This window comes from Corallococcus macrosporus, from assembly GCF_017302985.1.
Classification (GTDB): domain Bacteria; phylum Myxococcota; class Myxococcia; order Myxococcales; family Myxococcaceae; genus Corallococcus; species Corallococcus macrosporus_A.
This window is the reverse complement of sequence record NZ_JAFIMU010000007.1, coordinates 868,267-883,134: the sequence shown is the minus strand read 5'-3', so window position 1 is coordinate 883,134 and position 14,868 is coordinate 868,267. Positions and strand designations below refer to the sequence as shown.

Below are 14,868 nucleotides of genomic sequence, written 5' to 3'. Positions count from 1 at the left end.
GAATTCCCTCTACACGGTGCCTCCCCAGCATGCGAGCAGACGTGGTGCGAAGTCATCGTGACACGGTGGGCGGATGGAGGATGCTCGCGCGCGGGAGGCTCGCACACGCGTGAAGGGTGACATTCGCAAGCTGGAGTGGATCGCGGTGGGGCTCGCGGGCGTGGCCATCCTGGGCCTCCTGGCCATCGTCGTGCTGCCCCGGGAGGCCCCAGAGCCCCCCCAACCCGCGCCGCCGCGCCCCATCCTCCAGGCGGTGGGGCCGAAGCTGACCAGCAACCAGACCTCGCAGCCGCTCTCGCTCTACGGCGAGAACCTGGTGCCGGGCCTGCGGCTGGTGCTGGGCGCGCCCCTGTCCCGCGAGGTGCCGCTCACGGTGGCGGACGCGCGCCACGCCTACGCGAGGCTCCCCGCGGACCTCAGGCTCCCCGAGGGCACGTTCCAGACGGACGTGCAGCTGTCGCTGGCCGCGGGCACCGACCTCAAGCCCACGGGCAGCGCGCGGCTCACGCTGGTCAACGACGCGGCCTTCCCGGACCTGATGGCGATGGCGCTGTCCCCGGACGGGCGCACGCTCTTCGTCGCGTCACCGCCCACGGACACGGTGTTCGCGCTGGACGTGGAGTCCGGGCGCGTGGAGCCGCTGGCGGTGGGGGACGGGCCGTCCGCGCTCGCGACGTGGAAGGACGCCAGCGGGCGCCCCTGGCTGGGCGTGGCCCACCAGTACGCCCCGGCGCTCTGGCTGTACGCGCTGGACGTGCCGGAGCGGAAGGCCCGCGTCGTCCCCACGCCCGTGGGCGTGTGGGGCCTGGCGGTGGATGCCGCGCAGGGCGTGGCCTTCGTCGCCGAGCACGTCCACGACAAGGTGCACGCGCTCTCGCTGGAAGATGGCCGCGAGAGGTGGGCCCATGACGTGGATCCGAACCCGCGCGAGCTGGTGCTGCGGAACCAGCTGCTCATGGTGGGCAGCCTCCAGACCGGTCAGGTGGTGCTGCTCGACAACACGGACGGCCGGGAGCTGGCGCCGGTGGTTCCGGGCCCGGGCGTCCCCATCATCGGCGGGCCCACGGAGGCCTTCTCCGCGCAGGTGATGGGCGGCAAGGCGCCCCGGGGAATGGTCGTGAGCGACCGCCTGAACCGCCTCTTCATGTCGAGCCTGGGGCCGAACGTGGGCCCCAACGCCCAGCGCATGGAGGTGAGCGCCAACAGCGGCGTCGCGGTGCTGAACCTGGACCGGCAGGAGGTGGTGCGCCACCTCGGCTTCGGCGCGGGCGTGACGGAGGGGCTGGCGCTGGATGACCGCGCCGGGCTGCTCTACGCGGCGGACGTGGGGCTGGGGCAGGTGCGGGTGGTGGACGCGAACGCGCTGGCGGCGAGCGACGCGGCGGCGCGCAAGGCGGTGCTCCAGACCTTGCCCGTGCCACCCCCGGACGGCACGCCCTTCATCCGCCCGGTGGAGGACCTGGGCACGAAGGGCCGGGCCGGGCTGGAGCTGCACTCCGGGCCCCGCTCGCTGGCGCTGTCCCCGGACGCGCGCACGCTCTACGTGCTCAACCGCTTCACGGGCACGGTGGCGGTGGTGGACGTGAGCGAGGCGCGGCAGGGCAGGGCGCGCGTGGTGCGGCAGTGGCCGGTGGTGGACGTGCGCCCGCGCGAGCAGCGCCGGCTGGGCCAGGTGCTCTACTTCACCGACGTGGGGCGCACGGGCATGAGCTGCGACGCGTGCCACATCGAGGGTCACACGGGCGGCGTCTTCTTCGAGAAGACGCGCCCCATGCGCATCTACCGCTCGACGACGGCGCTGGGCAGCCGGGACACGCCGCCCTACTTCACGCCCGCGAGCACGCGCAGCCTCGCGGAGACGGCGGAGACGGTGGGCGGGCGCAACCGCTACCACAACCCGGATCCGCTGCCCTCGGAGGTGGAGGCCCTGGCCCTCTACACGTCGCTCCTGTCCACGCCGCCCAACCCCTACCGGGGCGCGGACGGCGCGCCGCTGGAGACGGTGACGATGCCGGACGGCAAGACGGGGCACCCGGCGAAGGGCCGGGCCCTGTTCGAGGGAAAGGCGCGGTGCATGGCCTGCCACCCCGCGCCCCTCTTCACGTTGGATCAGGACCCCGCCACCCGGGGCCAGTACCAGGACGTGGGCACGCCCATCGCGCTGGAGCTGCGGCCGGAGCTCCAGCAACTGGTGAAGGGCGCGGCGCCGCCGTCGCTGGTGGGCACCTGGGACGTGTGGCCCCTGCTCACGAGCGCCACGCTGGGCTACGCGGTGCAGGGGGACCGGCTGGTGGCGGCCGCGCGCTTCCCGCTGCGCATGCTGCTGGAGTCCTCCGGGCCGGAGCACGGCAACGCGCGGGCGCTCACCCCCGAGGAGCAGAACGACCTGCTCGCCTATCTACTCACCCTGTGAGGCCTGGCGCGCGGGGCCGGAGTGGAAGGGCAGCAGGGCCATGGCCCGGACCCGCGTGACCATCGCCTCGGCGACCAGGGGCCAGCCGAACGCGGCGAACGTGAGCACGGTCATCATCCCGCTGAACAGCCACAGCCCCATCATCACCGCGATGCCCAGGTGCATGCCCACGGTGAGCGCCACCCACAGCCCCCGCGTGCGCCGGGGCCAGACGCAGACCGCGTAGCCCACCTCCACCACCAGCGTGCCCCACGTGGACAGCTTCACCATCCACGGCACCACCGCGAGCCACGCGAAGTCGAACTGGCCGTACTGGGGCTGCATCAGCACCTCCCAGAGCGCCGTCCCGTCCCGCCACACTGGCCCCAGCAGCTTCTCCAGCCCCGTGGCCAGGTAGATGACACACAGGTGCACCTGCAACAGGCGCAGCGACAGCGTCGCCAGGGCGGACGGCGCGCTGGAGCGCCTCCCCGCCCGCACGTCCAGGGAGAACGCCGCGCCCACCGGCATCACCGCGCAGTAGAACAGGCTGATGTGCGCGAAGGTCTCCACGCCGTAGGAGAAGAAGCTGATGCTGTTGAGCAGCACCGTGTGGATGACCCACGCCACCACCGCGGACAGCCGCGTGTGCAGACCCAGGAGCAGCCCCACCAGCGCCACCACGTAGACGAACGCCAGCGCCTGGATGCCGGCCGTCTGGGAGATGCCCAGCGGCGCCAGCGCGGCCACCACCGCGTCCACGCGCGGCACCGACGGGGACGCCAGCGCCTCGGAGACGCTCCAGGGCACCCAGCCCCGGTTGCCCAACAGCTCCGGCAGGCTCTGCGACAGGCTCCACGCCTGGATGAGCAGCAGCGCCGCGACGCCGATGCGCAGCACGCCCAGCGGCTGCGGCGCGGAGGGCTCGCTCACGAACGCTGCCAGCTTCGGACCCACGGCGGACCTCCATGACGAAGACGAAGCGCTCATCGCGTCACCTCCCCGGCGGAAAAGGCCGCGGGCACCCGCCGCTCGAACACCGCGCGGTAGGCCTCCGACCAGACGGGGCGCTCACCGCGCAGGTGCGCCTCCATGGAGGGTAGCTGGAGGGACTCCACGCGCACCGTGACGGAGCGCGCGCCCGGGTGCCGGCCGAACATCGCCGCGGCCCACGCGCGGGCCAGCGCGTCCCGGCTGTCCGGCAGGCCGAAGCGCAACATCATGGAATGGATGCGCACGTTCACCGCGCTGTTGTCGGACCGGAAGTCGTCGTGCAGCTGTTCGCCGGACGCCCCCTCCAGGTCGAAGGCCACCTTCACCGCCGGGCTCACCCCGGGGGCGAAGAAGCTGAAGCCACTGCTCGCGCCCGTCCAGTGCGCGTAGCCCTGCGCCCAGGGCCTCACGGTGTCCGTGAGTTGGAGGAAGGGCACGTGAAACGCGCCACAGGCCACCAGCAGCAGGTGCACCGCGGCAAGGCCGGTCAACAACCCGTGCCTGGGAGTCAGGGTGTGTCGCATGGGGGCTCGCTCCAAAGCCCGAGCGCCGGAGGCGTAACCTCCGGCGTCGGGTGCGTCTTGAATGAACGGCTACATCGCTTCAGGGGGTTGTGACGGCGGGCTGCTTCAGTTGCAGTTGCCGCTCGCGCCGCCGCCGAACACGTTGCCGATGATGCCCAGCAGCGTGCCCGTCGTGTTGCCCAGCAGGTTGCCGGCGACGTTGCCCAGGATGTTGCTCACGAAGCCGCAGCCACCGGAGCCGCCGGAGCCGCCGGCCAGGGGGCCCGTCTTCGACACGAGCACGACCTCCTCCATCGCCACCGCCATGCGCGGGTCGTGGCCCTGCACGTCGCCGCTGTGAGCCATCGCGCCCGTCGCACCCAGCGCCAGCACGAACATCGCCACGGTCCCGCCCACCTTCATGTGCGTCTTCTTCATGGTCTTGCTCCTTGGGGATTGGACAGCATGGGCAATGTCTTTCCCCTTCCCGGAATCGGAACCATCCCGGTAAGCCCAGGAATTTGTCGGCGATTGGTTCCAGGCAGGATGTGGACATTCCAGCCCGGTTGGCGGCGACCTGTTCCCCGGGGAGGTGGAAAGTCGGGGCGGTGACGGGGCTTCGCGCGGATCCGCCCCGCGGGTTGCTTGCGTCAGGTGGGGGAGCTGAGGTCTACAATCCGACGAATGCGTTCCTCCCCCCGGGTCGCCTGGCTCCTGATTCCAACGTTGTGGCTGTCGTGCACCGACGCGGGGCTCTATTCGATTGACGACCGCGCGGGCGGCTCACGCGACCGCGCCAACTTCGAGGGCGACCTCTGCGTCCCCGAGGCCACTGGCGACGCGTTCCCCGTGAAGGTCGTCTTCGCGCTCCAGGGCGGCACGGGTGTGGAGCCGGAGGTGGTGGGCGCCGCGGTGGACGGACTCACCACGCTCACCTCGCGCTTCACCGGCCCGCAGATGCGCTTCGGGCTCGTGGCCTTCCACTCGGTGGCCACCGGCCTGCAGGGCAGCTTCACGGACGCCGCCGCGTTCCAGGCCGTCCTGCCCCGCTACGCCAGCTACCAGCAGCAGGGCCCCATCAGCGTCCGCTCCGCGCTGCGGCTGTCCAAGAGCCTCTTGTCCGGCGACATGCAGGCCTCCTGCAAGGGCGAGGTCGCGCGCACGCGCTACGTGGTGGCGCCCGTCATCCGCAGCTCCGACGTGAGCTGTGACAACCCGGCCTTCAACATCGGCATCGACAGCCGCTGCACCGCGCTGTCCCAGGCCGCCGGCTGCAACGCGTCCCCGGCGGCCCAGGCCCAGTGCAACGCCTCGTGCAGCCAGTGCGAGCTGACCGCCGTGGTGGGCGAGCTCAAGGGACTGGTGGAGCAACTGGGCGCGGGCGACGTCAGCGTGCAGCCCGTCTACGTCCGCGGCGACGCGCCGGACGCCGTCACCCGGTTGCAGGTGGCCGCCATCGCCAACGCGGGCGGCAGCGCGCCCGTGGAGACGGACTCCGTGGGCCTGCCCAACGCGCTGGCGCGGCTGGACTACGGCTCGCTCGACAACGCGCTCAAGCTGAAGCGCTTCCTCGCCTTCAACCGCAACGTCCAGGTGAGAAACGGCCAGATGCTGACCGACAGCGACGGCGACGGCGTGGGCGACGACGAGGAGCGCGCCATGGGCCTGGACCCCGTCGTCCCCGACACCGACCAGGACGGCCTGATGGACGGCGTGGAGCTGCGCATGGGCCTGGACCCGCTCGCCGTGGACGTCATCAACGGCTGCAGCGTGGTGCAGGACACCGACGGCGACCGGCTCAACGACTGCGAGGAGCGCGTGCTCGGCAGCGACCCCTGCGTGGGCGACACCGACGGCGACGGCCTGCCGGACCTCGTGGAGGCCCTGTCGCAGACCAACCCGCTCGTCCCAGAAGACCTGCTCGACAGCGACCGCGACGGCGTCTCCAACGTGGCGGAGGTGGAGGCCCACGCCGACCCGCTCAGCGCCGACCTCGACTTCCACCGCGAGCGCGGCTACGGCTACTCCGTCGTCCCGCTGCCGCCCACCGAGACCAGCGACCGCGCCTGCTACCGCACCCGCGTGGAGAACGTCTCCCTGGTCCCCACCCTGGAGCGCCCGCACCCGTTCTTCCCCGGCGAGTTCATCCCCGCGGGCACCAACGAGGTCTACCTCTACCTCCAGGTGGGCCGGGACAATGATCCGCGCGGCGCCGGCGTGGGTTCGCTCTTCATCCAGGAGATCAAGTACGACCCGGACACCGGCCGCACCCCGGCGGGCATGATCTCCCTCACGTCCGACGACTTCATCGTGGGCATCTGAGCCGGCCCTCAGCGTGGGGTGTCCCCCACAGTCTCAATGGGGTGTTCCCCCCACACCCATCCTGTAGCAGCCTCTTCCGAGCCCGCAACCCCTTGAAGTTCCTGACCCTGAAACTCCTACAGCAGTGGGATCGGCTCTTGCTAGGGGAGGGGTTGTGAAAGGAGTCACCATGACTATCGGTCGCATTGCCCCCATGTTGGCGCTCGGAGCCTTCCTGGTGCTGAGCCCCCGCACCGTGCAGGCCCAGGAGCAGAACCCGGACAACCCGGAGTGCCTCGGAGACGAGTGCGGACGCCCCAAGGAGGAGGGTGGCGGCTGCGGCTGTGGCTGTGGCTGTTCCGTCTGGGTGGCGTACACGGACGACGGCAAGACGCTGTCGTACACGGACGACGCGGACGGCGACGGCAAGGCGGACGACAAGGACAACTGCCCGTTCACGTCCAACCGCGACCAGACGGACGGCGACGGCGACCTGGCCGGCGACTCCTGCGACAACTGCGCGGCCGTCTCCAACGCCACGCAGCTGGACACCGACGGTGACGGCCAGGGCGACGCGTGCGACACGGACGACGACGGCGACGGCAAGCCGGATGGCGAGGACAACTGCCCCTCCATCCCCAACGCCAACCAGGCGGACAACGACAAGGACGGCCTGGGCGACGTCTGTGACGACGACGACGACAACGACGGGCGCAAGGACGGCGAGGACAACTGCCCGCTCGTCTCCAACGAGAACCAGCAGCTGCCGGCGGACGTGAGCCTGTGCCGCGTGGACGCGGACGGCGACAACATCTCCGACAACCTGGACAACTGCCCCGGCCTGTCCAACCCGGACCAGAAGGACACGGACGTGGACGGCATCGGCGACAGCTGCGATCCGGACCGCGACAACGACTCCGTCCTCAACGCCCAGGACAACTGCGCCGCGGTGGCCAACCGCGACCAGGCGGATGACGACGGCGACGGCCTGGGTGACGCGTGCGACACGCGCTACTGCGTGGTGCTCAACAAGGACCAGCCCAACGACTGCCTCGACCCGAAGGCGCCCTTCAGCGTGGGCACCGGCGGCGTCATCAACGTGGAGTCGACGAGCATGGCGGTGCGCCCGCCCCTGTTCGCCAACCGCAACGGCGCGGCCATCGAGTACACCTGGACGGTGGTGAAGCGTCCCTCCGGCTCCACCGCGGTGGTGGAGAACCCCAAGGGCGCCGTCACCTACAGCCGCCACTGGGAGTACCAGTACGTGGACGGCAGCGTGCCCAACTTCCAGCCGGACAAGGAAGGCGAGTACGAGCTGCAGGTGTCCACGCGCCTGGCCTTCGCGGACCGCGTGTTCCCGGAGCAGCGCGCCTCCGTGTCCAGCCTCTTCGTGAAGGTGGGCAAGGACGACGGCAACGGCGGCGGCTGCACCTCGCTGCCCGCGGGCGGTAGCGCCGCGGCCCTGGGCGCGGGCGTGCTCGGCCTGCTGCTGCGCCGCCGCAAGAAGGCGTAAGAAGGGTGTCACCCATGTCAGGAGGTCCGCATCGCATGCGCCGTCAGCTCGTGGTTCCGCTTCTTGCGACCGGCCTCCTGGCCCTGGGTGTGCTGTCCTGTTCCGACACGCTCCTGGAGCCGCGCGCCCAGGAGCAGTCCCAGTTGGATGACCGGCTGACGCTCACCGGCCGGGTGTGTACGCGCCCGGCCAACCCCACTGGCTTCCCGGTGAAGGTGGTGCTCGTCGTGGACGAGTCCGGCAGCATGTGCGTGTCGGATCCGCCGGGCTCGCAGGAGGGCAGCGGCTTCTGCGAGCGCACGGAGGTGCAGGCCATCATCCCGCCGGGCGTCACGGAGCCCGCGCGCGTGCGCGCCCTGAAGAACCTGGTGAACGGCTTCAAGCGCATCAACGACGCGCGCCAGGGCAACATCAGCATCGCCATTGCCCCGTTCGAAACGAACGTGAAGAACACCTGGCCTCCGCCGGGTGGCGACCGCTTCGCGCCGCCGGGCAACATCAACGGCTACATCGAGGGCCTGCAGTCGCAGCTGGGCAAGGGCACCGACTACCAGGGCGCGCTCAGCTACGCGTACAGCCTCATCGCGAGCGACATCGAGGCGGTGTCCCAGGCCACGCCGGAGCTCCTGCCGCGCACGCGCTACGTCGTCGTGTTCCTCACGGACGGCACGCCGTACCCGCGCTGCTCCGGCAACGACAACCTGTCCGTCTACGCGGGCCCGGACACGCCGGACCTCACCTGGCGCGACTCCATCTCCAGCTTCTGCAACGCCACCAGCACCACCGACGCCATCACCGGCTTCGAGGTGGGCACGGACCGCAACCAGAACTACCAGCTCTTCAGCTACGTGCGCCGGCTGATGGAGCTGAAGACGCAGTACAACGTGGGCGACGTGCGCATGCACACGGTGCTGCTCTTCAACGAGGAGGCCGTGCGCGCGTGCGGCCCCATCTGCCAGGACATCTACGGCACCTACCCGGAGGTCGCGCCGGCGCAGTACCCGGCCGCGGCGAAGAAGATCGCCTCCTTCCTGCTCAAGCGCTTCGCGGAGATGGGCAACGGCGTCTACCAGGAGTTCAGCGACACGGCGGAGATCTCCGAGCTGGGCCTGGGCGCGCTGGACTACTCGTCCTTCGCGTCGCCCAACGTGATGAAGACGCTGATGGTGGAGCCCCTGAGCTCCGCGCCGGGGGACGAGGGCCGGGTGCTGGACAGCGACGGCGACGGCGTCCCGGACGCGGTGGACAACAGCTTCACGCTCAAGACGAACCCGTTCACCCTCGACAGCGACGGGGACTGCCTGAGCGATGGCTTCGAGTTCCGGCGCCAGGACCAGGGCTTCAAGCCGGGCAACGACCTGGACGCGCGCGGCTGCGACCCCAAGTCCCCGCTGACGCCCGGCTGCACCTGCCGGGACACGGACGGGGACGGCCTGTCGCAGTTCGCGGAGGAGTACCTCAAGACGCGCCAGGGCATCGTGGACAGCGACGGCGACGGCTCGCCGGACGGCGTGGAGGCGAAGTACGGCCTCAACCCGCTCCAGTCGAGCGTGGCCGGCCTGGACACCGACGGCGACGGCGTGCCGGACGACGAGGAGCTGCGCGCCGGCAGCGACCCCACCCGGCGCGACCGGCTGTTCCACGACAAGTACGGCATCCAGTACGAGGTGACGAAGGTGCCGGGCGGCAACGACACGAACGGCGTCTGCTACGACTTCACCGTGTCCAACCTGCAGTTGGTGACGCCGCCGGACCGCTCGGGCGTGAAGCAGGGCTACAACCTGTTCAAGGTGTGGTTCGCGGAGGCGCCGGAGAGCGGCGTGGCCACGGACTACGGCGTCTGGCGCACCGCGTGCGCGTGGGCGCAGTACGCGCCCCCCAGCGTGCGCGTGCCGCTGGGGCCGGACCTGGCCATGGACGACGGTGACTTCCGCCGGCCGGATCAACTGGTGGACCCCTGGAGGACCCAGGGCAATTGCGTCGGCGTGTCGCCGTCGCAGGGAGGCGCGTCGCCGTGAGCCGCGCGGGACGTCTTTGGGCCCTCACCCTGGTGGGGCTCGCCGTGGTGGTGGCCTGTACGGATTCGTACCTCTACGACCCGCGCCGTGACACGGAGGTGCCCGCGGACCGGGCCGTGTCGCTGGACGGGCGGTTCTGCACGCTGGGCGCGAACGAGGTCATCCGGCCCATCAAGATCATCGTCGCCATGGACGCCAGCCAGTCCATGCGCGTGAGCGACCCGGACGGCACGCGCGCCACGGCGCTCGTGGACCTGATTGAAAACCTCCCGCAGGACCCGGAGGTCTCCATCGCGGTGATGCTCTTCGCGGGCAGCACCACGGCGTTCCTCACGCAGGACCCGGGGCCGCCGCCGGAGGACGGCTTCGTGCAGGTGTCGGCGCTGGACGCCAACGCGAAGGCCATCCTCACGGAGAAGCTGCTCACGTTCCGCAACACGGACACGTCGCCGAACCGGGACTCGACGGACTTCGTCAAGCCGCTGTCGGACATCTACTCGCTCATCAACACGGACATCGCGCGGGCGCGGCAGCAGCCCAGCGGGAACGAGGCCCTGGCGCAGGCGCGCTACTCGGTCATCTTCCTGTCGGACGGCAAGCCCACGAACAACCAGGACGACGAGCTCATCCGCGGCGACGCGGTGGTGCGCATCCGCCAGCTGCGCGACCTGGTGGAGGACGTGCGCTTCAACACCGTGCACGTCTTCAACCCCACGCAGCCCGTGCCCTCCGTGTGCGACCTGGTGTCGGAGGACGGCGGCTTCGGCGACGGCGGCTGCCCGCTGCTCATCATCAACCAGAACGCGGACCGCCTGGAGAAGATGGCCACGCTGGGCGGCGGCAACTTCCGCGACTTCCGCAACAACGAGCCCATCAACTTCCTCAACTTCCAGTTCGGCCAGGTGCGCCGCGCCTTCGTGGTGAAGGAGTTCGTGGCCTCCAACTTCTCCGCGCCGCCGGGCAGCCCGCTGGACGAGGCGGACACCGACGGCGACGGCCTCGACGACGCGCGCGAGTACGAGCTGGGCACCAACCCCAACCTGCGCGACACCGACGGCGACGGCTTCAGCGACGGCGTGGAGGTGTACTTCCGCGACCGCGGCGTGCAGTTCGACCCCACCCAGGAAGTGCAGCCGGACGGCGGCGGCCTGGACAAGGGCTGCCCGCCCGCGCTGCGCGGCGTGGACACCGACTGCGACGGCCTGCTGGATTGCGACGAGCAGTTCATCGGCACCAACGCCACGCTCCAGGACAGCGACGGCGACGGCGTGCCGGACGGCATGGAGTGGCGCGGCGGCACGCAGGGCTCCAGCAGCGACCTGGACGAGGACCCGGACACCGACGGGCTCACCAACCGCAGCGAGGCGCGCATGCACATGCGGCCCCTCCAGGTGGACACCGCCAACCTGGCCTCGGACGCGTACCGCTACAGCATGGAGGCGGACGGCCCGGTGGATGACCAGGGCCGCCAGTGCTACCGCTTCCGCGTGGACAACGTGCTGCTCGCGCCCACCATCGCCATGGTCGCCGACGGCGGCGTGGACGGGGGCGTGGACGCCGGCACCGTGCAGCGCGGCGCGGGCTACAACGACATCTACCTCTCCGTGGCCATGCTGCCCGCGGATGACCCGACCGCGCGCACGCTGGTGCGCACCTTCCGCGTGGACTCCGTGCGCTACCCCGTGGGCGGCATCAAGTCGCCTCCGGATGGCGTCGTCCGCGTGAACCCCGAGGACTTCGTGGACCGCTGCCCCGGCGTCGCCCCGACCCTCTCGCCCGTCCCCTGACCTTCCGCAGCCTCCCCCAGAGTCCCCCATGCGCCTTCGCACCCGACTGCTCCCGCTCGCGCTCCTCCTCCTGGCCGCCTGTTCCTCGGAAGGGGAGGACACGCCGGATGCCGGCACGGGCGTGGTGGAGGACCTCTGCAACAGCCGCGAGGAGGCCCTGACGAACGCGGACTGCGAGCTGAAGCCGGGCACGCCGGTGGAGCGCTTCCTGGCGCTCACGGGCGACGTGAAGGCCGGTGACGAGGACTGGTACAGCGTCCGCATCCCGGCCTCCGCCAACGCGCGCACGCTGGTGCACGTCACCGGCACGTACCTGGCGTCCAGCACGCCGGTGAACCTGTCCGTGACGGTGCAGGAGAAGGACAAGAGCACCGCGCTGGTGTCGAAGTCGGACCAGCACGGCGCGGGTGCGCCGAAGCCGGTGGACATCGTGCTGCCGTACGGCACGCCGGACACGCAGTTGGTCATCGTGGTGCGCGACGCGCCGGTGAACCCCGCGCGCCCCGCCTTCGACGCGCGCAACCCCTACCGGCTCACCGTGGAGCTCATCGAGAACCCGGACACGAACGAGCCCAACGACGTGACGCCCACGCCCATCGCGCTGGCGGCGCAGGGCGCCGTGCAGGTGGGCACCGCCAAGGGCTACCTGGCCACGGACGGCGACGTGGACCGCTTCAGCTTCCCGCTGACGGCGGGGAAGATCGCCTACGTGCGCCTCACCGCGCCGTCCCAGGGCGCCCCGCCCAACTACCGGCTGTCCTATGAGCTCTTGCGCCCCAACGGCACCGACAAGGAGTCGGAAGGCAACGTGCTGCCCAAGGTGCACCCGGGCGTGCTGGCCACCGCGCGCAAGGTGAAGCTGGCGGGCACCTGGACCCTGGTGGTGAAGGGCTACCGGGGCAACAACGAGCCCGTGCCCGCGGGCGACCTGAAGCAGCCCTACGACGTGGAGGTGCGCGTGGTGGACGAGGCGGATCCGCGCGACCAGTCCGGGGACAACGACACCTATGCCCGCGCATCCCCGGCCAACCTGGGGGCGCCGGGCGCGTCCACGAACCTCGAGGGCCGGCTGGGCTACGTGTCCGACCGGGACTGGTTCTCCGTGAAGCTGTCCTCGCTCACGAAGCCCAGCCTGCTGCGCTACAAGCTGGTGGAGGTGCCCACCACCACGCGCTTCGACCCGCTGCCCCTGCCGCTGGGCCAGATGGCGGACCGGCAGGTGCTGGTGTTCACCACGGTGGCCACGACCGTCACCGCGGAGCAGCGCGCCACCTGCACCAACGACGCCACCGTGTGCCCGCGTGACACGCGCGAGCACCCCGACGCGCCGGGGCTGGTGCAGACCTACTGCAACAACCCGGAGGCCGTGCTGTGCATCCAGTCCCTGCGCGAGGAGAGCGACCCCGCGCGCTTCCCCGGCCTGAGCAACTTCCAGGGCGTGCTGCCGGTGCCCGCGCACGGCGCGGAGCTGACGTACCACTTCGTGGTGCAGGACGACGGCAACAACTGGGCGGATGACCGCGACTACCGCCTGGAGGTCTCCTGGGAGGCGCTGGACGCGGAGGAGGACGCGGCCTACAGCGGCGGCGTGGAGCAGCCGCGCGCGAAGACGCTCGGCGACGTGGGCACGGGCAACCTGCCGGTGGGCAACGCCGCCTTCGAGGCGAAGGGCCAGCTGACGTACGGCCACGGCCGCCTGCGCGGCAACGACCGCGCCACGGGCCTGGGCGTGCGCGGCCCCACGGACTACGACGCGGTGGCCTCCGACACGGACACCTTCAAGTACCAGCTCCCCGACCGGACGGCGCCGGAGGACGCGGCGTGGCTGGTGCAGTGGGACGTGGACAACCTGCCCGACGGCGGCACCCCGCACGGGCTGGCGCTGGACCTGACCTTCTGCGACGGCAACAGCACGGACGGTGGCGCCGGCACGTGCACGCCGGTGACGACCACCAGCACGGGCGGTGCGCTGACGCTGGCCTACAGCCCCACGTCCATGCGCGCGTGGCACACCTCCGCGAGCGCGCCGCTCAGCAGCTACCAGGCGCTGTATCAACTGGAGAAGACGGCCACCACCACGCGCGTCACGGTGTCGCCCTACGCGTGCTCCTGCCTGGAGCGGCGCTTCATCAAGGGCGGCACGCTTTCGGTGGCGGTGAGCGCCACGGAGCGCACGGACTACCGGCCCGTGGGCTACACGCTGCGCACCGGCTACGGCGACTACCCGCGCAGCTACACGGCGGCGGATGGCGGCTCGCCCACGTCGTGCCCGGCGCCCACGCAGGACGGTGGCACGTGGGTGGGCGGTTGCCAGTTCACCCGCTAGCAGCGCCGGCCGGGCGGCGGGGCTTCACGCCTCCGCCGCCTCCGGGGGCGCCGCCGCGACTACGGGGCGATGCCCTTGCCCTTGAGCGGCAGCTCCCGCGTCTCACCGTTGGCGGCGTTGGACTTGAGGGTGAGCGTGCCGGTGAACTCCTTGGCGGCGTTGGGCTTGAAGGCGACCTCGATGAAGGCGCGCTGGTAGGTCTCCAGCTTCAGGGGGCCGTTCTCCGGCCACTCCTCCGGCCTCTTCATCGTGAAGACGCTGGGGCCGGAGATGGAGGCCTCGTTGAGCTCCAGCGTCTGGAGCCCGCGGTTCTCGATGTAGAGCGTGTTGAAGGTCGTCGCCCCCACGTAGGTGCCCGCGGAGAACTCCGTGTCGAAGCTCAGCTCCGTGCGGTCGATGAGCAGCTGCGGCGTGTTGGGCAGGTCCTCGGTTTCGTCTCCGCAGCCCGTCAGGGCGATGATGGTGAGAGGCAGCCACAGGTTGCGCAGGCGCATGGACATCCACTCCTCGGTGAGGTTCAGAAGAATGTCTGGTGTTGTAACACGGAATGTCTCGCGACTGGCGGGCGCTGTGATGGGATTGATGCTCGTCGCATGCGGCGGCTCGCGGGATGACTTCATCGGCCCGCGCGTGCTGGATGTCTGCAAGGCGTCCTGGCCCGTGTGCAGTGAGTACGCGGGCTGCATCCTCGGACCGGAGAGCTACTCCGAGGGACGCTTCCCCGGACGCGGGCAGGTGCTGGTGCGCGTGCCGGAGGCCTCCACCATCAAGGTGAGCTTCTACCTGGAGGAGGTGACGGCCGCGGGTGAGGAGACCGCCATCACCGTGCACGAGGAGGGCTGCCGCGCACGGCAGCGCAAGGCCTCCACGGGCCGCGCGGCGTTGGACCAGATGGAGAAGTTCGGCGTCTTCACGCAGCAGGCGGACGTCACCGGCGTGGGTGACCACCTGGTGGAGTTCGACTCCGACATGCAGGCGCGCTACGTGGTGAAGGTGGACGTGACGCCGCTGCGCATCCAGTGACGGCAGCGGCGG

General features: G+C 70.8%; 11 protein-coding genes. 7 read left to right on the top strand and 4 right to left on the bottom strand.

Annotation, left to right across the window (positions count from 1 at the left end; all coding sequences use genetic code 11):
- The first annotated feature begins 73 nt into the window (after positions 1-73).
- Positions 74-2,413, top strand: coding sequence for an MtsA protein (locus JYK02_RS15855; RefSeq protein WP_207051924.1), 2,340 nt, complete (start codon positions 74-76; stop codon positions 2,411-2,413).
- On the opposite strand, the gene JYK02_RS15850 is transcribed toward JYK02_RS15855, so the two are convergent.
- From JYK02_RS15850 to JYK02_RS15840, 3 genes are all read right to left on the bottom strand, one after another.
- Entirely contained in the window at positions 2,399-3,349 is a 951-nt protein-coding gene (locus JYK02_RS15850) for a hypothetical protein (RefSeq protein WP_347402503.1), read from the bottom strand. The two genes, JYK02_RS15855 and JYK02_RS15850, sit on opposite strands and share 15 nt — an antisense overlap.
- Before the next feature lie 29 nt (positions 3,350-3,378).
- Entirely contained in the window at positions 3,379-3,909 is a 531-nt protein-coding gene (locus JYK02_RS15845; RefSeq protein ID WP_207051920.1) for a hypothetical protein, read from the bottom strand.
- A gap of 105 nt (positions 3,910-4,014) precedes the next feature.
- Positions 4,015-4,326: a hypothetical protein gene (locus JYK02_RS15840; RefSeq protein ID WP_207051918.1), complete on the bottom strand. Its 312-nt coding sequence runs from the start codon at positions 4,324-4,326 to the stop codon at positions 4,015-4,017.
- Positions 4,327-4,572: 246 nt separating this feature from the next.
- Between JYK02_RS15840 and JYK02_RS15835 the strand changes: the two genes are divergently transcribed.
- The 5 genes from JYK02_RS15835 to JYK02_RS15815 all read left to right on the top strand — a co-directional run bounded on the left by JYK02_RS15835 (position 4,573) and on the right by JYK02_RS15815 (position 13,833).
- Complete coding sequence (locus JYK02_RS15835) at positions 4,573-6,210, top strand: calcium-binding protein (RefSeq protein ID WP_207051916.1); 1,638 nt, start codon at positions 4,573-4,575, stop codon at positions 6,208-6,210.
- 169 nt (positions 6,211-6,379) lie between these two features.
- Complete coding sequence (mtsC, locus tag JYK02_RS15830; protein WP_207051914.1) at positions 6,380-7,702, top strand: cell-cell cohesion MYXO-CTERM protein MtsC; 1,323 nt, start codon at positions 6,380-6,382, stop codon at positions 7,700-7,702.
- 35 nt (positions 7,703-7,737) lie between these two features.
- Positions 7,738-9,720, top strand: coding sequence for a cell-cell cohesion protein MtsD (mtsD, locus tag JYK02_RS15825; protein WP_207051912.1), 1,983 nt, complete (start codon positions 7,738-7,740; stop codon positions 9,718-9,720).
- Positions 9,717-11,507 (top strand): VWA domain-containing protein, encoded by a 1,791-nt coding sequence (locus JYK02_RS15820; protein ID WP_207051909.1) that lies wholly within the window; start codon positions 9,717-9,719, stop codon positions 11,505-11,507. The genes mtsD and JYK02_RS15820 overlap by 4 nt, the downstream gene beginning before the upstream one ends.
- A 28-nt stretch (positions 11,508-11,535) precedes the next feature.
- Positions 11,536-13,833 carry a hypothetical protein gene (locus JYK02_RS15815; protein WP_207051907.1) on the top strand — a complete coding sequence of 766 codons (2,298 nt, stop codon included), beginning with the start codon at positions 11,536-11,538 and terminating at the stop codon, positions 13,831-13,833.
- A gap of 59 nt (positions 13,834-13,892) precedes the next feature.
- Here the strand turns inward: JYK02_RS15815 and JYK02_RS15810 are convergent, their stop codons facing one another.
- On the bottom strand, positions 13,893-14,327 hold the full coding sequence (locus JYK02_RS15810) for a hypothetical protein (RefSeq protein ID WP_207051905.1): 435 nt from the start codon (positions 14,325-14,327) through the stop codon (positions 13,893-13,895).
- An 88-nt stretch (positions 14,328-14,415) separates the two neighbouring features.
- Here JYK02_RS15810 and JYK02_RS15805 point away from each other — a divergent pair, with 88 nt between their 5' ends.
- Entirely contained in the window at positions 14,416-14,856 is a 441-nt protein-coding gene (locus tag JYK02_RS15805) for a hypothetical protein (protein ID WP_242588764.1), read from the top strand.
- Positions 14,857-14,868: the final 12 nt, after the last annotated feature.

What these genes read in the sequence shown, in the direction of transcription:
- JYK02_RS15855 (WP_207051924.1), top strand. Translation starts at nt 74, where the DNA reads ATGGAGGATGCTCGCGCGCGGGAGGCTCGCACACGCGTGAAGGGTGAC.
- JYK02_RS15845 (WP_207051920.1), bottom strand. Translation starts at nt 3,909, where the DNA reads ATGCGACACACCCTGACTCCCAGGCACGGGTTGTTGACCGGCCTTGCC.
- JYK02_RS15840 (WP_207051918.1), bottom strand. Translation starts at nt 4,326, where the DNA reads ATGAAGAAGACGCACATGAAGGTGGGCGGGACCGTGGCGATGTTCGTG.
- JYK02_RS15835 (WP_207051916.1), top strand. Translation starts at nt 4,573, where the DNA reads ATGCGTTCCTCCCCCCGGGTCGCCTGGCTCCTGATTCCAACGTTGTGG.
- mtsC (WP_207051914.1), top strand. Translation starts at nt 6,380, where the DNA reads ATGACTATCGGTCGCATTGCCCCCATGTTGGCGCTCGGAGCCTTCCTG.
- mtsD (WP_207051912.1), top strand. Translation starts at nt 7,738, where the DNA reads ATGCGCCGTCAGCTCGTGGTTCCGCTTCTTGCGACCGGCCTCCTGGCC.
- JYK02_RS15815 (WP_207051907.1), top strand. Translation starts at nt 11,536, where the DNA reads ATGCGCCTTCGCACCCGACTGCTCCCGCTCGCGCTCCTCCTCCTGGCC.
- JYK02_RS15810 (WP_207051905.1), bottom strand. Translation starts at nt 14,327, where the DNA reads ATGCGCCTGCGCAACCTGTGGCTGCCTCTCACCATCATCGCCCTGACG.
- JYK02_RS15805 (WP_242588764.1), top strand. Translation starts at nt 14,416, where the DNA reads ATGCTCGTCGCATGCGGCGGCTCGCGGGATGACTTCATCGGCCCGCGC.